Origin of the sequence: Streptomyces sp. NPDC046465 (assembly GCF_040646035.1) — a bacterium.
Lineage (GTDB): Bacteria > Actinomycetota > Actinomycetes > Streptomycetales > Streptomycetaceae > Streptomyces.
In genome coordinates, this window is the sequence record NZ_JBEYZK010000022.1 from 124573 (window position 1) to 147713 (window position 23141).

19 protein-coding genes are annotated in these 23141 nt (G+C 70.5%); 16 read left to right on the forward strand and 3 right to left on the reverse strand.

Features of this window, described 5'->3' with window-relative positions:
• Positions 1-5: 5 nt before the first annotated feature.
• Both ABZ953_RS30570 and ABZ953_RS30575 read left to right on the forward strand, forming a co-directional pair.
• Positions 6-650, forward strand: coding sequence for an amino acid ABC transporter permease (locus tag ABZ953_RS30570; RefSeq protein WP_361730475.1), 645 nt, complete (start codon positions 6-8; stop codon positions 648-650).
• A complete protein-coding gene (locus ABZ953_RS30575; RefSeq protein WP_361730478.1) occupies positions 647-1519 on the forward strand; it encodes an amino acid ABC transporter permease in 873 nt (290 codons plus the stop codon). The genes ABZ953_RS30570 and ABZ953_RS30575 overlap by 4 nt, the downstream gene beginning before the upstream one ends.
• A 60-nt stretch (positions 1520-1579) precedes the next feature.
• On the opposite strand, the gene ABZ953_RS30580 is transcribed toward ABZ953_RS30575, so the two are convergent.
• The 3 genes from ABZ953_RS30580 to ABZ953_RS30590 all read right to left on the reverse strand — a co-directional run bounded on the left by ABZ953_RS30580 (position 1580) and on the right by ABZ953_RS30590 (position 5383).
• Positions 1580-3190, reverse strand: a complete 1611-nt coding sequence (locus tag ABZ953_RS30580) for a CocE/NonD family hydrolase (protein WP_361730481.1) — start codon at positions 3188-3190, stop codon at positions 1580-1582.
• 116 nt (positions 3191-3306) lie between these two features.
• A complete protein-coding gene (locus ABZ953_RS30585; protein WP_361730484.1) occupies positions 3307-4494 on the reverse strand; it encodes an Ig-like domain-containing protein in 1188 nt (395 codons plus the stop codon).
• A gap of 133 nt (positions 4495-4627) precedes the next feature.
• Positions 4628-5383, reverse strand: a complete 756-nt coding sequence (locus tag ABZ953_RS30590) for a hypothetical protein (protein WP_361730487.1) — start codon at positions 5381-5383, stop codon at positions 4628-4630.
• Positions 5384-5487: 104 nt separating this feature from the next.
• Here ABZ953_RS30590 and ggt point away from each other — a divergent pair, with 104 nt between their 5' ends.
• The 14 genes from ggt (at position 5488) to aroA (ending at position 23135) form a co-directional block, all read left to right on the forward strand.
• Positions 5488-7317: a gamma-glutamyltransferase gene (ggt, locus tag ABZ953_RS30595; protein ID WP_361730489.1), complete on the forward strand. Its 1830-nt coding sequence runs from the start codon at positions 5488-5490 to the stop codon at positions 7315-7317.
• A 108-nt stretch (positions 7318-7425) separates the two neighbouring features.
• Entirely contained in the window at positions 7426-8871 is a 1446-nt protein-coding gene (locus ABZ953_RS30600) for a hypothetical protein (protein WP_361730492.1), read from the forward strand.
• A 194-nt stretch (positions 8872-9065) separates the two neighbouring features.
• Positions 9066-9908 (forward strand): nitrilase-related carbon-nitrogen hydrolase, encoded by an 843-nt coding sequence (locus tag ABZ953_RS30605; RefSeq protein WP_361730495.1) that lies wholly within the window; start codon positions 9066-9068, stop codon positions 9906-9908.
• Positions 9905-11188 (forward strand): aspartate aminotransferase family protein, encoded by a 1284-nt coding sequence (locus ABZ953_RS30610; RefSeq protein ID WP_361730497.1) that lies wholly within the window; start codon positions 9905-9907, stop codon positions 11186-11188. Before ABZ953_RS30605 ends, ABZ953_RS30610 begins: the two co-directional genes overlap by 4 nt.
• A 53-nt stretch (positions 11189-11241) precedes the next feature.
• Positions 11242-12633, forward strand: coding sequence for a dihydropyrimidinase (gene hydA, locus ABZ953_RS30615; protein ID WP_361730500.1), 1392 nt, complete (start codon positions 11242-11244; stop codon positions 12631-12633).
• A 417-nt stretch (positions 12634-13050) separates the two neighbouring features.
• On the forward strand, positions 13051-13953 hold the full coding sequence (locus ABZ953_RS30620) for an aromatic prenyltransferase (RefSeq protein ID WP_361730503.1): 903 nt from the start codon (positions 13051-13053) through the stop codon (positions 13951-13953).
• Positions 13954-14122: 169 nt separating this feature from the next.
• The gene (mvk, locus tag ABZ953_RS30625; RefSeq protein ID WP_361730506.1) at positions 14123-15160 is read left to right on the forward strand and encodes a mevalonate kinase; all 1038 of its coding nucleotides are present in this window, start codon (positions 14123-14125) and stop codon (positions 15158-15160) included.
• A complete protein-coding gene (gene mvaD / locus ABZ953_RS30630) occupies positions 15150-16265 on the forward strand; it encodes a diphosphomevalonate decarboxylase (RefSeq protein ID WP_361730509.1) in 1116 nt (371 codons plus the stop codon). The genes mvk and mvaD overlap by 11 nt, the downstream gene beginning before the upstream one ends.
• Positions 16265-17380 (forward strand): phosphomevalonate kinase, encoded by a 1116-nt coding sequence (locus tag ABZ953_RS30635; RefSeq protein WP_361730511.1) that lies wholly within the window; start codon positions 16265-16267, stop codon positions 17378-17380. Before mvaD ends, ABZ953_RS30635 begins: the two co-directional genes overlap by 1 nt.
• A complete protein-coding gene (fni, locus tag ABZ953_RS30640; RefSeq protein WP_361730513.1) occupies positions 17377-18468 on the forward strand; it encodes a type 2 isopentenyl-diphosphate Delta-isomerase in 1092 nt (363 codons plus the stop codon). The genes ABZ953_RS30635 and fni overlap by 4 nt, the downstream gene beginning before the upstream one ends.
• Positions 18465-19526, forward strand: coding sequence for a hydroxymethylglutaryl-CoA reductase (locus tag ABZ953_RS30645; protein ID WP_361730516.1), 1062 nt, complete (start codon positions 18465-18467; stop codon positions 19524-19526). The genes fni and ABZ953_RS30645 overlap by 4 nt, the downstream gene beginning before the upstream one ends.
• A 3-nt stretch (positions 19527-19529) precedes the next feature.
• A complete protein-coding gene (locus ABZ953_RS30650) occupies positions 19530-20705 on the forward strand; it encodes a hydroxymethylglutaryl-CoA synthase (RefSeq protein WP_361730518.1) in 1176 nt (391 codons plus the stop codon).
• Positions 20706-20711: 6 nt separating this feature from the next.
• Positions 20712-21686: a ketoacyl-ACP synthase III gene (locus ABZ953_RS30655; RefSeq protein WP_361730521.1), complete on the forward strand. Its 975-nt coding sequence runs from the start codon at positions 20712-20714 to the stop codon at positions 21684-21686.
• 159 nt (positions 21687-21845) lie between these two features.
• Positions 21846-23135: a 3-phosphoshikimate 1-carboxyvinyltransferase gene (aroA, locus tag ABZ953_RS30660; protein ID WP_361730523.1), complete on the forward strand. Its 1290-nt coding sequence runs from the start codon at positions 21846-21848 to the stop codon at positions 23133-23135.
• Positions 23136-23141: the final 6 nt, after the last annotated feature.

Consider the following 23141-nt stretch of genomic DNA (forward strand, 5'->3'; position numbering starts at 1 on the left):
GCGTCGTGGACGTACTGACAGACAACTTCTCCACGTTCGGCAAGGGCTTCCTCGGCACCGTCGAACTCACCGTCTACGCCTCGGTGCTCGCGCTCGTGCTCGGCTTCGTCATGGCGTCGTTCCGGGTGGCGCCCGTCGGCTCCTTCCGGGCGTTCGGCACGGCGTGGGTCACGGTCCTGCGCAACACCCCGCTCACCCTGCTCTTCTTCGCGGTGCTGCTCGGCCTGCCGCGCTTCGGCCTGGTGCTGCCCTTCAAGGTGTTCGCGGTGCTCGCCCTCGGCTGCTACACCTCCGCCTTCATCTGCGAGGCGCTCCGCTCGGGCATCAACACCGTGCCCAAGGGGCAGGGCGAGGCGGCCAGGAGCCTCGGCATGTCCTTCGGCCAGACGCTGTCCAAGGTGGTCCTGCCGCAGGCCTTCCGGTCCGTCATCGCGCCGGTCGGCTCCAACCTCATCGCGCTCGCCAAGAACTCGGCGATCGCGGGCGCGTTCAGCGTCACCGAACTGCTCGGCACGTACAAGACGCTCAACGAGCTGGGCTACAACATCATCTGGACGTTCGTCTGGATCGCCGTCGGTTACCTCGTCATCACCCTCGCCATCAGCGCGGTCTTCAATGTCCTCGAAAAGCGCTGGGGAGTCGCCCGATGAAAGCCCTCTCCCACGATTCCACCGCCCTCTACGACATCCCGGGCCCCAGCACCGTCCGACGGCACAAGGTGTACGGGGTGATCTCCACCCTGATCGTGCTCGCCCTCGTCGGCTGGATCCTGTACCTGCTCTTCGACACCGACCAGTTCACGTCGACGAAGTGGACGCCCTTCGAGTACAAGGGCATCCAGGAACTCCTCCTGCGGGGCCTCGGCAATACGCTCAAGGCCTTCGCGATCTCCGCGGTCCTCGCGCTCGCGCTCGGCGGTCTGCTCGCCACGGGCCGGCTCTCCGACCACCGGCCCGTGCGCTGGGTCGCCACACTCGTCGTGGAGTTCTTCCGCGCCATGCCGGTCCTGGTGATGATCTTCTTCGTCTTCGTGGCGCTGAAGGTCCAGCCGCTTCCCGCGCTGGTCGCCGGACTCACGCTCTACAACGGCTCCGTACTCGCCGAGGTCTTCCGATCCGGCGTCAACTCCGTGGAGAGGGGGCAGCGGGAGGCGGCCTACGCACTCGGAATGCGCAAGACACAGGTCATGGGACACGTCCTCGTACCGCAGGCCGTTCGTGCCATGTTGCCCGCCATCATCAGCCAGTTGGTGGTGGCCCTGAAGGACACCTCGCTCGGCTATCTGATCACCTACGAGGAGTTCCTCCACGCCGGGAAGCTGATCGCTTCGAACCTCGACTACGATTTGCCTTTCATCCCCGTGGTCATGGTGATCTCACCGATCTACATCGGGATGTGCATGTTGCTGTCGTGGTTCGCCCAGTGGGTGTCCAGGCGTCAGCGGCGCAATCCCAAGACCGAGGCCACGGACGTGGCCCCGGCGGAACCAGGAACGCTGCTGCCTGGGGGTCCCCCCTGATCGTTAAGATCTTGGGGGAGCAGTAGCCCGGGGCCACGCCCACCCGGCAGCAGCCGGTGATCACTGCTCGCGCAGCGGGACGGACACGTACGACGGGTCCGCCTGTGGCGAGGAGAAGGTCAGCTGCGCGCCGGACGGGTTGTGCTCGATGTAGAGCGGGTCGACCGTGTCGACCACCAGGGCGAGCTTGTGCCCAGCCGGTACGTCGTAGGCCGTGGAGAACAGCTCCAGGTCCACGCCGAACGGCTTTCCGGGCGTCTTGCCGTGGAAGGTGTACGGCGCGTTGCTGACCAGCTTGCCGAGGCCGAGCGGGCCCACGTCGTAGAGGTACGCGACGAGGGTGCCGCTCTCCTTGGTGCTGGAGAGCGTCGTGTGCAGCTTCGCGGTCCCGCGCACCCGCTGGACCGACGCGTACCGCTCCGACTCCCAGACGCCCGTGTAGCGGCGCGGCAGCAGTGGCACCGAGGCCATCGGCGGGATCTTCAGGAACTGGTCGAGGGCGTTGGAGAGGATGGCGATGCCGCCGTTGGCGCCCGAGTCGACGTTCGTCCGGATCGTGGTGTCGCCCGCCATCGCGATCTTCTTGCGGGTGGGGCCCACCGACTTCCAGTCCGGATAGCCCTCGTAGTCGCCCTTCGAACGGGACTTGAGCTGGACCGGCTGCTCCTTGTCGATGCCGTTGTCCGCGCCCTTGAGGTAGTGGTCGAACCAGCGCTGGGTGCTGGTCCAGGTGTCGTTGGGCAGGCCGAGCAGGCCCGTCGCCTCCGCCGTCGCGTGGTCGCCGGGGCGGAACTCCAGGCGCTTGGGGCCGGTCAGGCGCTCGTAGAACTCGGCGTACTGGTTCGGCGGGAAGAGCGTGTCGCCCCAGGCGTTGCCGAGCATGACGGCAGCGCCGTTCTTGTTGATCTGATCGAGGTAGGTCGCGGGGGAGCGCTTGGCGCCCCACGCGATCATCTCGTCCTCCTTGTCCAGGTGGGAGCCGAGGAAGTCCTTCAGCGTCTCCTTGAGTTCGGCGCTCGGCCGGCCCGTGAGCGCGCCCGCGCCGCCGAGCAGGGCCGCCGCCTGGGCGTGCTGGGTGCGGCCGCTGTAGATCGAGTCGATGAGGTCGCCCCAGCCGCTCATGGCGGCGACGGCCTTGACGCGCTTGTCGTGCCCGGCGGCGAGCAGGCTGATGCCCGCGCCGTACGAGACGCCCGCCATGCCGACCTTCGAGGGGTCGGCCGAGGTGTTCTCGAGGGTCCAGTCGATGACCTTGGACGCGTCGGCGATGTCCTCGGGGCCCGCGGTCTCGATCTCGCCGCCGGACTGCCAGAAGCCGCGCGAGTTGTAACTGACCACCACGTAGCCCGCGTCGGCGAGCTTCTGGGCCTGGGCGACGTACTCGATCTGCGGCATGGCCCAGCTGGTGGGCAGCACGATGGAGGGGTACTTGGTGCCCGGCTTCGCGCCCTTGGGGGTGAAGACGTTGGCCTTGAGGACCGTGCCGCCGTCGCCGGGGATGTCGACGAAGCGCACATCCACGGAGCTGCCGGAGCTCGCGGCCGGCGGCGCGGCGGGCGGTGCCGCCTGCGCCGTCGGGGCGAGGCCGAAGGCGGCGCCGGCGACGAGGGTCGCGGAGACGGCGCCGACGGTGGTCGTACGCAGGGCCCGGTGCGGGTGCGGAGCTCTCACGGATCACTTCCTCACTCGTTGAAAGTGCAAAGTGACCCGACGGTAACCGCGATCTCTTACCGGAGGTAACCCATCGGTAAGTTACGCCCCGGTAACGATAGTTGAAGAGGCAGCGACTACTTCAGTGCGCTCTTGCCCTGCCAGTCGGACCAGGAGATGTTCCACTCGCCGTAGCCGTTGCCCGGGTCCGGCACGCCCTTCGAGCCGCTGCCGGTGACCTCGAAGGGGTCGCCCGGCTGTGCCTGGCCGTAGAGCCAGCCCGCGTCGCCGTCGCTCATGCCGATGCAGCCCGAGCTGTGGTTGGTGTTGCCGAAGTACGAGGCGTTCCACGGGGCCGCGTGCGCGTACATGCCCGACCAGGTCAGGCGCATCGAGTCGTCGACCATCTTGTTGTAGGAGCTGCCCAGGCCCACCGTCTCGGAGCGCATGTTGATCGTGCCCTCCTTCGACATCAGGACGGAGGTGCCGCCCCAGGACGCCTTGTCGCCGCCGGGGGTGCCGGCCGACATGGGCATCGACTTCACGGTCTCGCCGTCGCGCTTCAGGGTCGCCGTCTTGCTGTCCAGGTTCACCTTGACGACCTGGCTCTTGCCGATGGTGAAGTTGGTCGCGTAGTCACGGACGAACCAGTCGTCGCCACCGGAGTCGATGCCGCCGAGGCGGGCGTCGAGCTTCACCTTGGTGCCGGACTTCCAGTACTCCTTGGGGCGCCAGTCGACGCGGTCCTTGCCGTCGTAGTTCTTGATCCAGCCCCAGGACCCCGTGGTGCCGTTCGACGTCGTCACCTTGAGGGCCTTCTCGACCTCGGCCTTGTTGCGCACCTGGTGGTCGAAGGTGATCGACAGGGGCTGGGCCACCCCGACCGTGGTGCCCTTGCCGGGGGCGAGGGTCACCTTGTTGACCTTGTCGGGCGCGGCCGTCCTGAAGGACGACTTCGCGCTGCCGCCCTTGTCCGTGCTCGCCTCGACCCGGTACGCGGTGCCGGGCGCCACCGTGCGCTGCGAGGTCCAGCTGGTGCCGTTCGCGGAGACCTTGCCGGGCAGCTTCGCGCCCTTGTCGTCGGCGACCGTCACGTCCTTCAGCCGGCCGTCGGCCAGCTTCACCGTGACCGGGCCGCCCGCCTTCGCCTGCTGTCCCGAGAGGTTCACCGAGATCTTCGGCTTCTCGGCGGCCTCGGCGCCGCCGGACGAGCCGCTGCCGCCGGAGCAGGCGGTCAGGGCGGCGGTGAGCACCGCGAGGCCCGCTACCGCCGTGTGGCGGGTGCGAAGGGGGCGTCGGCGGCTCGAAGAGCTCTGGGGGGTCAAGGAACGTACCTCCGTGCGAATGTGGACTGCACGGAAAGAGGGCGGATCGCCCCGACGGGTTGTCTGTTGTCCGGAAAATGCCTGCTAGATCACAGAAGTGCCTGAATGATGTCGGCGCTCCGTGAGGGGCACGTCACTTGGCGCGATGGGAGGAGCGGGCGGCCGGTACGGGCAGCGGGGCCCGGGCCTCGCGCGTCACGTCCGCGACGAGCTCGACGACGTCGGGCCCGTACGCCTGCGAATTGACGATCTTCAGGAGCAGCACGAAGGAGCTGTTGCCGTGCTTGCGGGCGAGCTTCTCGTGGTGGCGGGCCAGATAGCGGGTGGCCGCCTGACTGGTGACCGCGCGCTGGCCGCAGAAGAGGAAGACGGGGCGCGCGTCCTGGCCCTGGTCCGCGGTGAGCCGCGCGAGGATCACGTGCTCCGTGAGGCCGGACTCCAGGCGGTAGCGCTCGCTGCCGATCTGGAAGGCGCCGCGGTCGGGGACCGGCTCCGGCTCGGTGTTCACCCGGACGCCCGGGAGCAGGGAATGCATGTGTGCCGCCATCCGGCGGTTCGCCACCGGCGATCCCACACAGAATTCGGTGCGCTCGCCGAAGCCCTGCTGGGCCGCGTCGTGCGCGACGACCTGGGCGTGCGCGCCGCACTCCTTGATCACCGCGGCCAGCTCGATGAGCGCGAACACGTCCTGGCGCACCACCATGAGTTCGGGGCCGCCCGCGTCCCGGTTCACCACGAGCAGCGACTCGGAGTTGTCCGGCAGCCCGAAGAAGGCCTGCTTGCGGCGGAGCCTGCGCTTCCACAGGTGGCCGCGGAGGAGCCAGCCAAGGACGGCGCTGATGCCGACCGCGATCAGGCCGAGGACGATGTTCCGCACGTCTTCAGTCATGGGGGCGCATGCTAGCGGGCCGCCGGACCGGTGTTCGAGGAGGTCCTGACGCGACGGGGGCAGCGAAGTTACGCTGCGCAGACGGTTGTTGACTGGAGGTACGAATGCGTCGCGCTGTCGTACGGAATCTGACGCTATTGGCGGTCGGAGGGGTATTGGTGTCGGTCGGTGCGCCCGCGCCCCCTTCGCCTACGCGCTCAGCGGAACCGGCATCCGCACACGGTTCTGCGAGGGCCCCGGACAAGACGCCGGTCGCCGTCGGCGAGGGCGGCGCCGTCGCCAGCGTCGACCCGGACGCCTCGGCGGCCGGCATCGAGGTGCTCAAGCACGGCGGCAACGCCGTGGACGCGGCCGTCGCCACCGCCGCCGCGCTCGGGGTCACCGAGCCGTATTCGGCGGGCGTGGGCGGCGGCGGATACTTCGTCCACTACAACGCGCGGACCCACGAGGTCAGCACCATCGACGGCCGCGAGACGGCCCCGCGCACCGCCGACTCCGGACTCTTCCTGGAGAACGGCAAGCCGATCCCCTTCGCGGACGCGGTCACCAGCGGCCTCGGCGTCGGCACCCCCGGCACCCCCGCCACCTGGCAGTCGGCGCTCGACACCTGGGGCAGCAGAAGCCTGCGCACGCTCCTGAAACCCGCCGAGAGCCTCGCGCGCGACGGGTTCACCGTCGACCCGACGTTCCGCGCGCAGACCGAGTCCAACCAGGCGCGGTTCAAGGACTTCCCCGCCACGGCGAAGCTGTTCCTGCCGCACGGCAGGCTGCCGGTGGTCGGCTCGACCTTCAAGAACCCCGACCTGGCGCGCACCTACCGGGAGCTGGGCCGCGACGGCGTCGACACGCTGTACCGCGGCAAGCTGGCCAAGGACATCAGGCGCACGGTGAACAAGCCGCCCGTCGACCCGGACTCCGGCCGCGTGGTCCGCCCCGGCGACCTCTCCGCCGGGGACCTCGCGAAATACGGGGTGAAGCGGCAGAAGCCCACGAAGACCTCCTACCGCGGCCTCGACGTCTACTCCATGGCCCCCTCGTCCTCCGGCGGCACGACCGTCGGCGAGGCCCTCAACATCCTGGAGCGCACCGACCTCTCCAGGGCGTCCAAGAAGAAGTACCTGCACCGCTACATCGAGGCCAGCCGCGTCGCGTTCGCCGACCGGGGGCGCTGGGTGGGCGACCCCGCCTTCGAGGACGTACCGGCCAAGCAGCTCCTCTCGCAGCGGTTCGCCGACTCGCGGGAGTGCCTCATCAAGGACGACGCCGTCCTCAAGAGCCCGCTCGCGCCCGGCGACCCGCGTCACCCCGAGGCGTGCGGCACGGGCGACGAGGCGGCCCCGACGACGTACGAGGGCGAGAACACCACGCACCTGACGGCGGCCGACAAGTGGGGCAACGTCGTGGCGTACACCCTCACCATCGAGTCGACGGGCGGCAGCGGCATCACCGTCCCGGGCCGCGGCTTCCTGCTCAACAACGAACTCACCGACTTCTCGTTCGCGCCCGCCAATCCGGCGGTGCACGATCCGAACCTGCCGGGGCCCGGCAAGCGTCCGCGCTCCTCGATCTCCCCGACGATCGTGCTCAAGGGCGGCAAGCCGGTGGTGGCGCTCGGCTCGCCGGGCGGCGCGACCATCGTCACGACCGTGCTGCAGACCCTGACGGGCTTCGTCGACCGGGGCCTGCCCCTCGTCGACGCCATTGCCGCGCCGCGCGCGAGCCAGCGCAACGCCGCGCAGACCGAGCTCGAACCGGGGCTCTGGAACAGCCGGACCCGCGAGTCCCTGGAGTCGATCGGGCACTCCTTCAAGCAGAACCCCGAGATCGGCGCGGCCACGGGCGTGCAGCGGCTGCCCGGCGGCAGGTGGCTCGCGGCGGCGGAGAAGGTCCGCAGGGGCGGCGGATCGGCGATGGTGGTGCGTCCCGACCAGTGAACCGGTGGGTCCCGGGCGGCCGAAAACCGCATGTAGTCGTCCAGTAACTCATCTGGTGTTATCTTCCGGACCGGAGACTCCAAGTCACCACGGGGCGGTGCTGGACAGATGTCAGTAGGACAACTCCCGGAACAGGTACGGGAGTTCGCGAGGTATTTGCGGGATCTGGTCGCGCTGTTGGACCAGGACGCGGGCTGGTGCGGCGTGTTCTGGCAGCGCGACCCCGACGGCATGCGCGCCTGCCTGGACGGCGCCGAGGTGCCGCCGTGGGACGTGGTGCAGGCGCTGCTCCACGACCTCGCGGCGGACCGCGGCATTCCGGAGGCCGAGCGGGAGACCGGCAGGGCGCGCGTCCTGCACCGGGCCTCCCTCGACGCGTACGACGCCAGGGCCGGCGGGCGCGAACTCCTCAGCGACCGCCTCGACATGATGCTCAGGGAACAGCGGGTCGCCCTGGAGCGGCAGGCCGACCTGTCGCAGCAACTGGCCGAGGCGGTCCACGCCGACGACGTCGACCGCGTCAACCTCGACCTCGCCTGGGTGCGCGACGACCAGGAGCGGGCGACCGCGCGCTGCGTCGAACTCCAGGAGCGCATGGACCGCCTGACGGAGGCGGCGCGGCCCTCGTGGGTCGACCTCGGCACGGCGGCGCCGGGCGGCGACTTCGCCGGGGCCGCACGCGGCGACGTCGGAGAGGCCTTCGACCGGGGCTTCGGCGGTGGCGCGGCCGCCGAAGGGGCCCGCGCCCCGGACGAGTACGCTCACGCCTCGCCCCACCCCTTCGACCCCTCGGAGAGCGATCTCCGTGTACCCCGGCAGGGCCCGGCGCCGGGAGCGGCCCCGGAGCGCGCCGAGCGGTCCCGGCGGCGCCAGCGCGGCGGCGCGCGGTTCGCCGGGCTCGGGGACGGCGGCGGGGAGGGCGCGGGCGGCGGGGCCGCGGCGCAGGCACTCGCGCCGCAGACCGACGTCAGTGCCGGTGTTGGTGCCGGTGCCGGTGCTGATGCCGACATCGACGCCGATGCCGGTGCCGATACCCGCGCCACCTCCGAGGCCGTGCAGGACCTCATCCGGCTCCGCGGCGAGGGCCGCAGCGGCGAGGCGCACGGTGTGCTCGTCGAGGCCGCGGCCTGGCCCGCGGCCCGGCTGCCCCAGTTCGCCGGGGAGCTGCACCGGGCCGGTCTCGGCGCGGACTGGGCGACCCTGCTGTGGGAGGCCGCGTCCCTGCCGCCCGACCGGCTCGTCGCGCTCGCGGACGCGCTCGCCGGGGCCGGCCGCGGCGACGACTGCAGGAAGCTGCTCCGCCAGGGCGTCGCGCGCCCCGCGCCCGAGATCGCCGAGGCGATCCTCGCGCTGATCGACGCGGGCCGCGAACGGGAGGCCCGCGCGCTCCTCGACTCCTACCTCCGCGTCCGCACCCCCGAGGACGTGGCCCGCTGCGCGCACACCGACCCGCACCGCCTCATCCCCGTACTCCTGGAGACGGCCAAGGCGGTCTCCGACGAGCACCACTGGGACCTGGTGCACGCCCTGCGCGTCGCGGGCTTCAGCGCCTGAGCGGAGTCGCGCTCCTGCCGCTTTCCGCCCGCTTCTGGCCCGCTCGGGTGCGAAACATGATCGACTCCGCCGGTTGACGGCGATGGTCTTGCTCAGCCCGTCGGCGGAGGCTTACGTTCTCCTAATCCACGCAGCAAGTCTACGTGCGTAGAAGCTCTCTGACGTCCTCTCAAGGACCCGCGAAGGAGCAGCTCATGGTCAACGTCGTACGCGCCGCACTGGTCCAGGCGACCTGGACAGGCGACACCGAATCCATGATCGCCAAGCATGAGGAGCACGCCCGGGAGGCCGCCCGGCAGGGCGCGAAGATCATCGGGTTCCAGGAGGTCTTCAACGCCCCCTACTTCTGCCAGGTCCAGGAGCCGGAGCACTACCGCTGGGCGGAGCCCGTGCCGGACGGCCCCACAGTCACGCGCATGCGGGAGCTCGCCCGCGAGACCGGCATGGTGATCGTCGTCCCCGTCTTCGAGGTCGAGCAGTCCGGCTTCTACTACAACACCGCGGCCGTGATCGACGCCGACGGCAGCTACCTCGGCAAGTACCGCAAGCACCACATCCCCCAGGTCAAGGGCTTCTGGGAGAAGTACTACTTCAAGCCGGGGAACGCCGGGTGGCCCGTCTTCGACACCGCCGTCGGCAAGGTCGGCGTCTACATCTGCTACGACCGCCACTTCCCCGAGGGCTGGCGGCAGTTGGGCCTGGGCGGCGCCCAGCTCGTCTACAACCCCTCCGCCACCTCGCGCGGCCTCTCCGCCCACCTCTGGCAGCTCGAACAGCCCGCGGCCGCCGTCGCCAACGAGTACTTCATCGCCGCGATCAACCGCGTCGGCCAGGAGGAGTACGGCGACAACGACTTCTACGGAACGTCGTACTTCGTCGACCCGCGCGGGCAGTTCGTCGGCGAGACCGCGAGCGACAAGGCCGAAGAACTCGTCGTCAGGGACCTCGACTTCGCCCTCATCGAGGAAGTACGCCAGCAGTGGGCGTTCTACCGCGACCGACGTCCCGACGCCTACGAAGGGCTGGTGCAGCCGTGACCGACCTGTACGACCGCCACAAAGCAGTGCTGCCCGACTGGCTCGCGCTCTACTACGAGCGGCCCATGGAGCTCACCCACGGCGAGGGCCGCCACGTATGGGCCGCCGACGGCAGGAAGTACCTCGACTTCTTCGGCGGCATCCTCACCACCATGACGGCGCACGCACTGCCCGAGGTCACCAAGGCGGTGAGCGAGCAGGCGGGCCGGATCGTCCACTCCTCGACCCTCTACCTCAACCGGCCGATGGTCGAACTCGCCGAGCGCATCGCGGCGTTGTCCGGCATCCCCGACGCCCGCGTCTTCTTCACCACCTCGGGCACCGAGGCCAACGACGCCGCCCTGCTGCTCGCCACCGCCCACCGCCGCTCGAACCAGATCCTGGCGATGCGCAACAGCTACCACGGCCGCTCCTTCACCACCGTCGGCATCACCGGCAACCAGTCGTGGTCACCGACCAGCCTCTCGCCGCTCCAGACGCTGTACGTGCACGGCGGCGGCCGCGGCCGCGGCCCGTACGCCGAGCTGAGCGACGCCGGGTTCACCGCGGCCTGCGTGGCCGACCTGCGGGACATGCTGGGGCAGAGCCGCGGGGGAGTGGCGGCGCTGATCGCCGAGCCGATCCAGGGCGTCGGCGGCTTCACCTCGCCGCCCGACGGCCTGTACGCGGCCTTCCGCGAGGTCCTTGACGAGCACGGCATCCTGTGGATCTCCGACGAGGTGCAGACCGGCTGGGGGCGCACGGGGGAGCACTTCTGGGGCTGGCAGGCACACGCGCAGAACGGGCCGCCGGACATCCTCACCTTCGCCAAGGGCATCGGCAACGGCATGGCGATCGGCGGTGTGGTGGCCCGCGCCGAGGTCATGAACTCCCTCGACGCCAACTCCATCTCGACGTTCGGCGGCTCCCCGGTCACCATGGCCGCGGGCCTCGCCAACCTCGCGTACCTCCTGGAGCACGACCTTCAGGGCAACGCCCGGCGCGTCGGCGGGCTCCTCATCGAGCGGCTGCGGGCGATCTGCGCCCAGCTGCCCGTCGTGCGCGAGGTGCGCGGCCGTGGCCTGATGATCGGCGTCGAGCTGGTCGAGCCCGGCACGGACCGGCCGAACCCGCGGGCGGCCGCCGCCGTCCTGGAGGCGGCCCGCGCGGGCGGTCTGCTCATCGGCAAGGGCGGCGGGCACGACACCAGCGTGCTGCGCATCGCCCCGCCGCTCTCGCTGACCGTGGCGGAGGCGGAGGAGGGCGCCGCGATCCTCGACCGGGCGCTGCGGAGCGCCTAGGTCACGTACGCACGCACGGCCCTCGCAGGCCCGCAGGAAAGGGAGCGCACCACATGAGTAACCGCACCTTGATCACCGGCGGCCTGGTCATCACGGCCTCCGACGAACTGCCCGTCGACGTACTGGTGGAGGACGGCCGGGTCGTGGCCCTTGCCACCCGCGACAGCCACGGGTGGACCGCCGACCGCGTGCTCGACGCCACCGGGAAGTACGTGATCCCGGGCGGCGTCGACGCCCATACGCACATGGAGATGCCGTTCGGCGGCACCCTCGCCGCGGACACCTTCGAGACCGGCACCCGCGCCGCGGCCTGGGGCGGCACCACCACCATCGTCGACTTCGCGATCCAGCCCAAGGGCGGGACCCTCGCGGAGGGCCTCGACGCGTGGCACGAGAAGGCGGCCGGGCGGTGCGCCGTCGACTACGGCTTCCACATGATCATGTCCGACGTGAACGCGTCGTCGCTCAAGGAGATGGACCGGCTCGTCACCGCCGGTGTCAGCTCGTTCAAGCTCTTCACCGCCTATCCCGGCGTCTTCCTCTCCGACGACGGCCAGATCCTGCGGGCGATGCAGCAGGCGAGCTCCAACGGCGGCCTGGTGATGACGCACGCCGAGAACGGCCTGGCCATCGACGTGCTGGTGGAACAGGCGCTGGCACGGGGCGAGCGGGACCCGCGTTACCACGGGGAGGTCAGGAAGGCGCTGCTCGAGGCCGAAGCGACGCACCGGGTGATCAAGCTGAGCCAGGTGGCGGGCGCCCCGCTGTACGTGGTGCACGTGTCGGCGCGGGAGGCCGTCGCCGAACTCGCCCGGGCCAGGGACGAGGGCCTGCCGGTCTTCGGGGAGACCTGCCCGCAGTACCTCTTCCTGTCGACCGACAACCTCGCCGAGCCCGACTTCGAGGGCGCGAAGTACGTCTGCTCGACGCCGCTGCGGCCGCGCGAGCACCAGGCGGTCCTGTGGCGCGGGCTCCGCACGAACGATCTGCAGGTGGTCTCCACGGACCACTGCCCGTTCTGCTTCAAGGGGCAGAAGGAGATGGGCCGCGACGACTTCTCGAAGATCCCTAACGGTCTGCCGGGCGTCGAGAACCGCATGGACCTGCTGCACCAGGCCGTCGTCGACGGGCACATCAGCCGCCGTCGCTGGATCGAGGTCGCCTGCGCTACGCCGGCCCGGATGTTCGGCCTGTACCCGAAGAAGGGCACCATCGCCCCGGGCGCCGACGCGGACATCGTCATCTACGACCCGCATGCCGAGCAGACCATGTCGGCGCAGACGCACCACATGAACGTCGACTACTCCGCGTACGAGGGCAAGCGGGTGACCGGGCGCGTGGAGACCGTGCTCTCCCGGGGCGTCCCGGTGGTCGAGAACCGGACGTACACGGGGCGCGCGGGGCACGGCTCGTATCTGCCGCGGGGGATCTGCCAGTACGCGTGACGTCCGCCGCGCCGAGCCGAGGGGCTCACCCCGTGGGCGTGGTGTGACCCGCGTCACTTCTTGGCCCCTTGGCTCGACGGCTCCCCCCGTGTCACTATTTCCGCACGCCGATTATGCCCAAAACCCGCCGTGAGACGCCGGGTTGACTGTCGTGGCCGCCCGCTCGTGCGGATGAGGCCAGGCTTCTGTTCGGCGCAGTGCTGATTCCCCTTCCCGCGTTCCCGCGCGTCGTCGGCGCGCCGTCCTGCCCGGCGCGCCCGGAGTCGCCGCCGACGGGCCGGGCCCAGGAACTGCCCGAGCGTGCCGCTTTCCTTGCAGTCCTTTCGTCGTGCCGTGATGAGGCCGTACGGGCTTCTGGTGTGCCCCCATGACGTGTTCGTCCGCCACCGGAAGCCGAGATCGATCAATGGAGGAAAAATGCCGGAAACCGCCGAGTTGACGAAGCTGTACTCGATCCTCGAGAAGACGGCTCAGCTGGTGGACGTCACAGCCTCGCGCGACAAGGTCTGGCCCATTCTGGAAGCCTTCCAGGACGTCATCGGGCAGTCCGTGATCTCCTTCCGGGCCTCGACCGGCAGCAGCGCGGACGACCTCGACTGCCGCTTCACGATGCTCCCGAAGGACCTGGACCTCTACGGGCGCGCCCTGGAGAACGGCCTCACCCCGAAGACGGACCACGCCGTCGGCAGCCTGCTGGGCGAGATCCACCGGGGACTCCCCATCGGCAGCTACGGCATCGACTTCGGAGTCGCCGGCGGATTCACGAAGGGCTGGGCCTTCCCCGACGCGGAGAAGCTGGTGAAGCTCTCCGACCTCGTCAAGCTCCCCTCAGTCCCGCCGAGTGTCGCCGAGAACCTCCCCTTCTTCGAGAAGTGGGGCCTCACCGACATGGTGAGCGTGCTCGGTATCGACTACGCGAAGCGCACGGTCAACCTCTACTTCGGTGGCGGCGTCGGCGACCGGGTGCCCGCCGAGGTCTTCCAGGAGAAGGGGGTCAGGGCGATCCTCGGTGAGCTCGGGCTTGCCGCGCCGAGCGAGGAGCTGCTCAAGTTCTGCGAGCGGTCGTTCACCATCTACACCACCCTGAGCTGGGATTCCCCGAAGATCGAGCGATTCACCTACTCCGTCATGACGCCGGAGCCGCTCGGTCTTCCGGTGGACCTGGCCCCGACCTTCGAGCGCATCATCAAGGACGCTCCTTTCGAGGGCCACAACTACGTCTACGGCATCGCGTCGACGCCCAAGGGCGAGTACCACAAGATTGCCACGTACTACCAGTGGCAGAAGCGTGTGGAGAAGCTCCTGCATTCCGATGCGTGAGACGGCTGCTACCCCCAACGGGCGTCACATGCCCCGAGGTTGAGGGCAACGGGCTCGGTACGAAGCAATTCACTGCTTCGCACCGAGCCCATTCTTCTGGAACGACCGGGGCTCTGTCGGCGCCGGGCCGGCTTCATTCCTCCCCAGAACTCAGGATGATGCGATCTCCATGCAGAAAAGACAAAGGGAGCTGAGTGCGGTGACGTCACCGGCCTCTGCGGAGGGGGTGTCAGAAATCCGTCGCGTTCGCTCGGTCGGTATCGGTCGCGCCCATGCGAAGACCATTTTGCTGGGGGAGCACGCGGTCGTCTACGGCGCCCCCGCCCTCGCGCTTCCGGTGCCGCAGCTGGCCGTCACGGCCAGCGCGGGCTGGTCCGCCAGAACACCGGACGACACCGGCGACGTGTCCCTGACGATGACCGGCTCCGCCTCGCGCCCGGTGGCGACGCAGGCATCCGACTGGCTGCAGCGGCTGACCGCCGAATTCCGGTCGACCATGGACGTGACCGACGACGTACACCTCGACGTGATCCTGGACTGCGCGATACCGCCGGGCCGCGGGCTCGGCTCCAGCGCGGCGTGCGCACGAGCGGTCGTCTTCGCGCTGGCCGACCTCTTCGACCGCGAGGTCACCCCGCAGACCGCCTTCGACCTGGTGCAGACCGCCGAGAACGTCGCACACGGCCGCGCCAGCGGCGTCGACGCCACCGCGGTGGGCGCGGCCGGGCCCCTGCTCTTCCAGCAGGGCCGGGCCGAGGAACTGCCCATCGGCTGCGACGGGTTGTTCATCGTCGCCGACAGCGGCGAGGTGGGGCGCACCAAGGACGCCGTCAGCCTGCTGCGCGAAGGCTTCGAGCGTCACTCCGGCGCGCAGGAGCGGTTCGTACGCCGTGCCACGGAGCTCACCGACGAGTCCCGGCACGCCCTCGCCGACGGCAAGCCCGAGGAGCTCGGCTCGCGCATGACGGACTATCACGAGCTGCTGCGTGCCGCCGGGTTGAGCACCGGGCGGATCGACGCACTGGTCGAGGGAGCGCTCGGGGCGGGCAGCCTCGGCGCCAAGATCACAGGGGGTGGCATGGGCGGCTGCGTGATCGCGCTGACCCAGTCGGAACAGGCGAGCGCGGTGACCCGGCAACTGCACGAGTCCGGCGCCGTACAGACGTGGGTCGTACCGCTGAGGGGGTTCGCCGGTCATGGGCGCTGAACAGCAGACCACCGCGGTACGCGCGGCCAAGGAGGTGCGTACGGCCAAGGACACGGCGGTGCGTACGGCCAAGGACACGGCGGTGCGCACGGGCCGGGACGCGGCGGGCGGCGCGACCGCCGTGGCGCACCCGAACATCGCCCTCATCAAGTACTGGGGCAAGCGCGACGAGCGGCTCATCCTGCCCCGCACCGACAGCCTCTCGATGACCCTGGACATCTTCCCGACGACCACCCGGGTCCAGCTCGCCCCCGACGCCGGTCACGACGGAGTGACCCTCGGCGGCAAGCCCGCGGAGGGGGACGCGCGACAGCGCATCGTCGCCTTCCTCGACCTGGTGCGCGAGTTGGCCGGGGTCGGCCACCCGGCCGTCGTGGAGACCGAGAACACCGTCCCCACCGGGGCGGGCCTCGCCTCCTCCGCCAGCGGATTCGCCGCCCTCGCCATGGCCGCGGCCGCCGCCTACGGCCTGGACCTCGACGTCACCGCCCTGTCGCGCCTTGCCCGGCGCGGATCCGGATCGGCCTCCCGGTCCCTCTTCGGGGACTTCGTGGTCTGGCACGCGGGCCGCGAGGACGGCACGGACGAGGAAGCGGACCTGAGCTCCTACGCCGAGCCGGTGCCCGCGGGCCCCCTCGACCCCGCCCTGGTCGTCGCCGTCGTCAACGCCGGACCCAAGGACGTGTCCAGCCGGGCCGCCATGCGACGCACCGTCGACACCTCCCCCCTCTACGAGCCCTGGGCCCTCTCCAGCAAGGACGACCTGGCCGACATGCGCGTGGCCCTCGGCCGCGGTGACCTCGAAGCGGTCGGCGAGATCGCCGAACGCAACGCGCTCGGCATGCACGCCACGATGCTGGCGGCCCGCCCCGCGGTGCGCTACCTCTCGCCCGCCACGCTCACCGTGCTCGACAGCGTGCTTCAGCTGCGGCGCGACGGTGTGGCGGCCTACGCGACCATGGACGCCGGACCGAACGTGAAGGTGCTCTGCCGCAACGCGGACGCGGACCGGGTCGCCGATGTGGTACGCGGCGCCGCGCAGGGCGGCGCGATCCACATCGCGCGACCCGGCCCGGGAGCACGGCTGCTGAACGAGGACGGGTGATGTCCCCGCGGCCGACGGTCGTCCGGCGCGCGCCGGGCAAGTTGTTCGTCGCGGGCGAGTACGCGGTGGTCGAGCCGGGCAACCCGGCGATCCTGGTGGCCGTCGACCGCTACGTCACCGTCACCGTGTCCGAACCCGGCGCCCCCGGCGTCAGCCTCTCCTCCGACCTCCTCCCGCGAACGGCACACTGCCGGTGGCGGGACGGCAGGCTCGGCGGAACGGAGCCGCAGGACGCGCAGTTGCTCCGCGACGGCCTGGCCCATGTGGCGGCGGCCGTCGAGGTGGTGGCCCGGCTCCTCGCCGAACGCGGCCTGCCCGCACCGGCGTTGGACCTCGCGGTGAGCAGCGGACTGCACGAGAACGGCACCAAGTTCGGCCTCGGGTCGAGCGGCGCGGTGACCGTGGCGACCGTCGACGCCATGGCCGCCTTCTGCGGCCTCGACCTGTCCCGCGACGCCCGGTACCGCCTCGCCATGCTCGCCACGGCGGGCATCGAGGCCAAGGCCTCCGGCGGTGATCTCGCCGCGAGCACCTGGGGCGGCTGGATCGCCTATCAGGCGCCCGACCGGACCGCCGTGCTCGACCTGGCCCGAAGATCGGGCGTCGAGAAGGCGCTGCAAGAACCCTGGCCGGGGTTCCAGGCGCGCAGGCTGCCCCCGCCCGAAGGCCTCTCGCTGGAGGTCGGCTGGACGGGAACACCCGCCTCGACCTCGTCGCTCGTCGCCGGGCTGCACCGGCGGACCTGGCGGGGCAGCGCCTCCCACCGGGAGTTCCTGCGGACGACCAAGGACTTCGTGCGTGCCGCGATCGACGCACTGGAGCAAGGCAACCGCGAGGACCTGCTGCGGCAGATCCGTTGCGCCCGGCAGGAGTTGGCCCGCCTCGACGAAGAGGTGGGTCTCGGAATCTTCACGCAACGGCTGACCGCGCTGTGCGACGCCGCCGAAGCCGTCGGCGGCGCGGCCAAGCCCTCAGGGGCGGGCGGCGGCGACTGCGGCATCGCGCTACTGGACGCCGAGGCGTCACTGGACATCGCTCACGTACAGAAACGGTGGACCACGGCGGGTGTGCGGCCCTTGCCGGTCCGTCCCGCCATGGAAGGGAACGAAGAATGATCTCTCAACGCAAGGACGACCACGTCCGGCTCGCTGTCGAGCACCAGCGTCAGCACAGCGGACACAACCAGTTCGACGAGGTGTCGTTCGTCCACCACGCCCTGGCCGGGATCGACCGGCCGGACGTGTCCCTGGCCACGACCTTCGCCGGCATCTCCTGGCCGGTGCCCCTCTACATCAACGCGATGACCGGCGGCAGCGTCAGCACCGGCGTCATCAACCGGGACCTGGCCATCGCCGCCCGGGAGACCGGCGTCGCCGTCGCCTCCGGCTCCATGAGCGCGTACTTCAAGGACCCGTCGTGCGCCGAGACGTTCAGCGTGCTGCGCAAGGAGAACCCCAACGGGTTCGTCCTGGCCAACGTCAACGCGACCGCGTCCGTCGACAAGGCACAGCGCGCCATCGACCTGGTGCGGGCCAACGCCCTGCAGATCCACATCAACACGGCCCAGGAAACGCCGATGCCCGAGGGCGACCGGTCGTTCTCGTCCTGGGTCCCGCAGATCGAGAAGATCGCGGCGGCCGTCGACGTCCCCGTGATCGTCAAGGAGGTCGGCAACGGCCTCAGCCGTGAGACGGTCCTCCTCCTGGAGACCCTGGGCGTCCAGGTCGCCGACCTCGGCGGCCGGGGCGGCACGGACTTCGCCCGCATCGAGAACGGCCGCAGGGAGCTGCGCGAGTACGCGTTCCTGCACGGCTGGGGCCAGTCCACCGCCGCCTGCCTCCTGGACACCCAGGACGTCGGCATCCCCGTCCTCGCCTCCGGCGGCGTCCGCAACGCGCTCGACGTGGTGCGCGCCCTCGCGCTCGGCGCGTCCGGCGTCGGCGTCTCCGGCGGGTTCCTGCGCACGCTGAAGGACGAGGGCGTCTCCGCGCTGATCGCGCAGATCTCGACCTGGCTCGACCAGCTGGCGGCCATGCAGACCATGCTCGGCGCCCGCACCCCCGCCGACCTGCAGCGCTGCGATCTGCTGATCCACGGCGAACTCCGAAACTTCTGCGCCGACCGGGGCATCGAGACGGGGCCCTTCGCCCAGCGCTCGCGCTCCGCCGAGGCCGCCCACGAACTGACGGGAAGCACCCGATGACCGAGACACACGCAATAGCCGGCGTCCCGATGCGCTGGGTCGGACCCCTGCGCATCTCCGGGAACGTCGCCACCACCGAGACCCAGGTCCCGCTCGCCACGTACGAGACGCCGCTGTGGCCCTCCGTGGGCCGCGGCGCGAAGGTGTCCAGGCTGGTCAAGGAAGGCATCGTCGCCACGCTCGTCGACGAGCGCATGACCCGCTCGGTGCTCGTCGAGGCGACGGACGCGCAGACCGCATACGTGGCCGCCCGCGCCATCGACGCGCGGATCGACGAGCTGCGCGAAGTGGTGCGCGGCTGCAGCAGGTACGCCCAGCTCATCAACATCCGGCACGAGATCAACGCCAACCTGCTCTTCATCCGGTTCGAGTTCACCACCGGTGACGCGTCCGGGCACAACATGGCGACGCTCGCCTCCGACGCGCTCCTGAAGCACCTCCTGGAGACGATCCCGGGCATCTCCTACGGGTCGATCTCGGGCAACTACTGCACGGACAAGAAAGCCACCGCGATCAACGGCATTCTCGGCCGCGGCAAGAACGTGGTCACGGAGCTGCTGATCCCGCGTGACATCGTCACCGACGTCCTGCACACGACGGCCGCCAAGGTCGTCCAGCTGAACATCCGCAAGAACATGCTCGGCACCCTGCTCGCCGGCGGCATCCGCTCGGCGAACGCCCACTACGCCAACATGCTGCTCGGCTTCTACCTGGCGACCGGCCAGGACGCGGCCAACATCGTCGAGGGCTCCCAGGGCGTCACCATGGCCGAGGACCGCGACGGCGACCTCTACTTCGCCTGCACCCTGCCGAACCTGATCGTCGGCACGGTCGGCAACGGCAAGGGGCTCGAGTTCGTGGAGACCAACCTCGCCCGGCTCGGCTGCCGGGAAGAGCGCGAGCCCGGGGAGAACGCCCGCAGGCTCGCGGTGATCGGGGCGGCGACGGTCCTGTGCGGAGAGCTCTCGCTCCTCGCCGCGCAGACGAACCCCGGTGAACTGATGCGTGCACACGTTCAGTTGGAGCGCGGCAACCAGACGGCAAAGGTCGGTGTGTGAGTCATGGCGAGTGGTTCAGGCATAGGTATTCATGATCTGTCGTTCGCGACGACCGAGTTCGTCCTGCCGCACACGGCGCTCGCCGCGTACAACGGCACGGAGATCGGCAAGTACCACATAGGCATCGGCCAGGAGTCGATGAGCGTCCCCGCGGCCGACGAGGACATCGTGACGCTGGCCGCGTCGGCCGCCGCGCCGATCATCGAGCGGCACGGCAGTGAGCGCATCCGCACGGTCGTCTTCGCGACCGAGTCCGCCATCGACCAGGCCAAGTCCGGTGGCGTGTACGTGCATTCACTGCTCGGGCTGCCGTCGGCGGCGCGGGTGGTGGAGCTCAAGCAGGCCTGCTACGGGGCGACCGCGGGCCTGCAGTTCGCGCTGGGCCTCGTCGCGCGCGACCCCTCCCAGCAGGTCCTCGTGATCGCCAGTGACGTGTCCAAGTACGAACTGGACAGCCCCGGCGAGGCCACCCAGGGCGCCGCCGCGGTGGCGATGCTGGTGGGCGCCGACCCCGCACTGCTGCGGCTCGACGGCCCCTCGGGGCTGTTCACCGCGGACGTGATGGACTTCTGGCGGCCGAACTACCGGGACGCGGCCCTTGTGGACGGGCAGGAGTCGATCTCCGCCTACCTGCAGGCCGTCGAGGGCTGCTGGAAGGACTACACGGAGCAGGGTGGCCACTCCCTGGAGGAGTTCGCCGCGTTCTGCTACCACCAGCCGTTCACGAAGATGGCCTACAAGGCCCACCGTCACCTGCTGAACTACTGCGGCTACGACACCGACAAGGACGCGATCGAGCAGGCGCTCGGACAGACCACCGCGTACAACAGGGTGATCGGCAACAGCTACACGGCATCGGTGTACCTGGGCCTCGCCGCGCTCCTCGACCAGGCCGAGGACCTGACAGGCCGCTCGATCGGATTCCTGAGCTACGGCTCGGGCAGCGTCGCCGAGTTCTTCGCGGGACAGGTGGTGCCCGGCTACCGCGAGCAGCTGCGCACGGCGGAGCACCGCGCGTCGATCGAGAGCCGCAAGCCGCTGGACTACGCGGGCTACCGCGAGCTGCACGAGCGGTCCTTCCCCACCGACGGCGGGGACTACCCGACGCCGGTGCAGAGCAGCGGGCAGTTCCGGCTCGCCGCCCTGCGCGGCCACAAGCGGATCTACGAGCGGCGGTAGGGCATCGTGAGCACCATCTCAGTTCTCGGTACCGGCGCCCGGGTGCCGGACCGCATCGTCTCCAATGACGAGGTCGGGGCTCCGGCCGGGGTCGACGGCGAGTGGATCGTCCGTAAGACCGCGATCAGGGAACGGCGTTGGGCCGCGCCGGGCGAGGCCACCTCGCATCTGGCGGCGGCGGCGGGACGCGCCGCGCTGGAGGCCGCGGGCATCACGGCGGCACAGCTGTCCCTGATCGTGGTGGCCACGTCCACACCGGACCGGCCGCAGCCGCCGACCGCGGTCTTCGTGCAGCAGCAGCTCGGCGCCCTCGGCGCGGCGGCGTTCGACGTCAACGCGGTCTGCTCGGGCAGCGTGTTCGCGCTGTCGGTGGTCGAGGGCATGCTGTCGAAGACCGGCGGTCACGCGCTGGTGATCGGCGCCGACGTGTACTCGCGGATCCTGAACCCGGCCGACCGCAAGACGGTCGTGCTGTTCGGCGACGGCGCCGGCGCGATGGTCCTCGGCCCCGGCCCGGGCCCGAAGATCCGCCATGTCGCGCTGCACACCTTCGGTGACCTGTCGGACCTGATCCAGGTCCCCGCCGGCGGCAGCCGGATCCCTCCGGACCAGGCCGCGCTCGACGCGGGGCTGCAGTACTTCGCGATGGACGGGCGCGAGGTGCGCCGCTTCGTGGTGGAGCAACTGCCGCAGCTGACCAAGCAGTTCCTGCACGAAGCGGGCGTGGCGCCCGACGACATCGCACACTTCGTGCCGCACCAGGCCAACGGCGTCATGCTCGACACCGTGATCGAGGACCTGTCGCTGTCCCGCGCCACCACGCACCTCACGCTGGAGGAGTACGGCAACACGGGCGCCGCCTCCATTCCGATCACCCTGGACGCGGCCGCCCGCAAGGGTGCCTTCGGCCCGGGTGACCTGGTCCTGCTCGCCGGCTTCGGCGGCGGCATGGCAGCGGGGCTCGCCCTGCTCGAATGGTGACGTCACCGCCGTTCGCCCGGTGCGTCCGGCCGGGTTCCTGACGGTCCCGGCCGGCCACCGCCCCCCGACCGGGCCGGGGAGCTCCCCCTTCCCCCGAGAGAGCTCCCCGACCCGTGTCCCCCCACTTACCCATCACCCCCCCCGCAGGGAGGCACCCGCGTGATCACGGATAACGAGCCGGGCACCGGCCTGGCCGCCCGCATACCGGGATCCAAGAGCCTGACCAACCGACTTCTTCTGCTGGCCGCCGCAGCCGACGGCACGAGCAGAGTGCACGCCCCTCTGGTGAGCGAGGACACCGTCGCGTTCCGCGAGGCGCTGAGCGTGTGCGGACACACCGTGCGGACCGGCCCGCGGGACGCGTTCTGGGACGTGACGGGCACGGGACGCGGGCCGTCCGGCTCCGCCCGGCCCTGGTGCGCGGACGCCGGTACCGCCGCCCGCTTCCTGCCGCCGTTCGCCGCCACCGGACACGGCTCCTTCCTCTTCGACGGCTCGGCACAGCTGCGGGCCCGACCGCAGCGCCCCCTGATCGACGCGCTCCGCGCGCTGGGCGCCGACCTGGAGCCGGGCCCCGGCAACGGACTTCCCCTGCTGATCCGCGCCCAGGGTCTAGAGGGCGGCGAGCTCTCGGTGGACTCGTCGCTGAGCAGCCAGTACCTGAGCGGACTCCTGATGGCCGCGCCCTTGATGCGCCAAGGCCTGCGGATCCGCACCGGGAGCCTGGTCAGCAGGCCCTACGTAGACATGACCCTCGCGCTGATGCGGCGCTTCGGAGCCCGCGTCGACGAGCACGAGGACGGCACTCTCCACGTCGAACCGCGCCCGTACGACGCCACCGACATCGCGGTCGAGCCGGACGCGTCGTCCGCCTCGTACGTGTTCGCCGCCGCTGCCGTCACCGGAGGCAGCGTCACCGTGCCCGGTCTCGGCACCGACAGCCTGCAGGGCGACCTCCGCTTCGTCGAGGTCCTCGAACGCACCGGCGCCGAGGTGCACGTGGGCCCGTCGGCCACCACGGTGACGGGCACCGGCCCGCTGCGCGGCGGCTTCACCGTCGACATGGGCGAGATCTCGGACACGTTCATGACCCTCGCCGCCATCGCGCCCCTTGCCGACGCGCCCATCACCATCCGCGGCGTCGCGCACGCGAGGCTGAAGGAGTCCGACCGCGTCGCCGCCGTGGCGGCGAACCTGCGGGCCTGCGGCATCGAGACCGCCGAAGGACCGGACTGGATCACCGTCCACCCCGGAGTGCCGCGCCCCACCCGCATCGACTGTCGGCGCGATCACCGGATCGCGATGTCGTTCTCGGTCCTCGGGCTCGCCGTACCGGACACGATCTCGCTGGACGACCCGGACTGCGTGGCGAAGACCTTCCCGGAGTTCCACGACGAGATGCGACGCCTGTTCACCGGCTACGCGCTTGCGTCGAGCACACCCAGTTAGACAGAG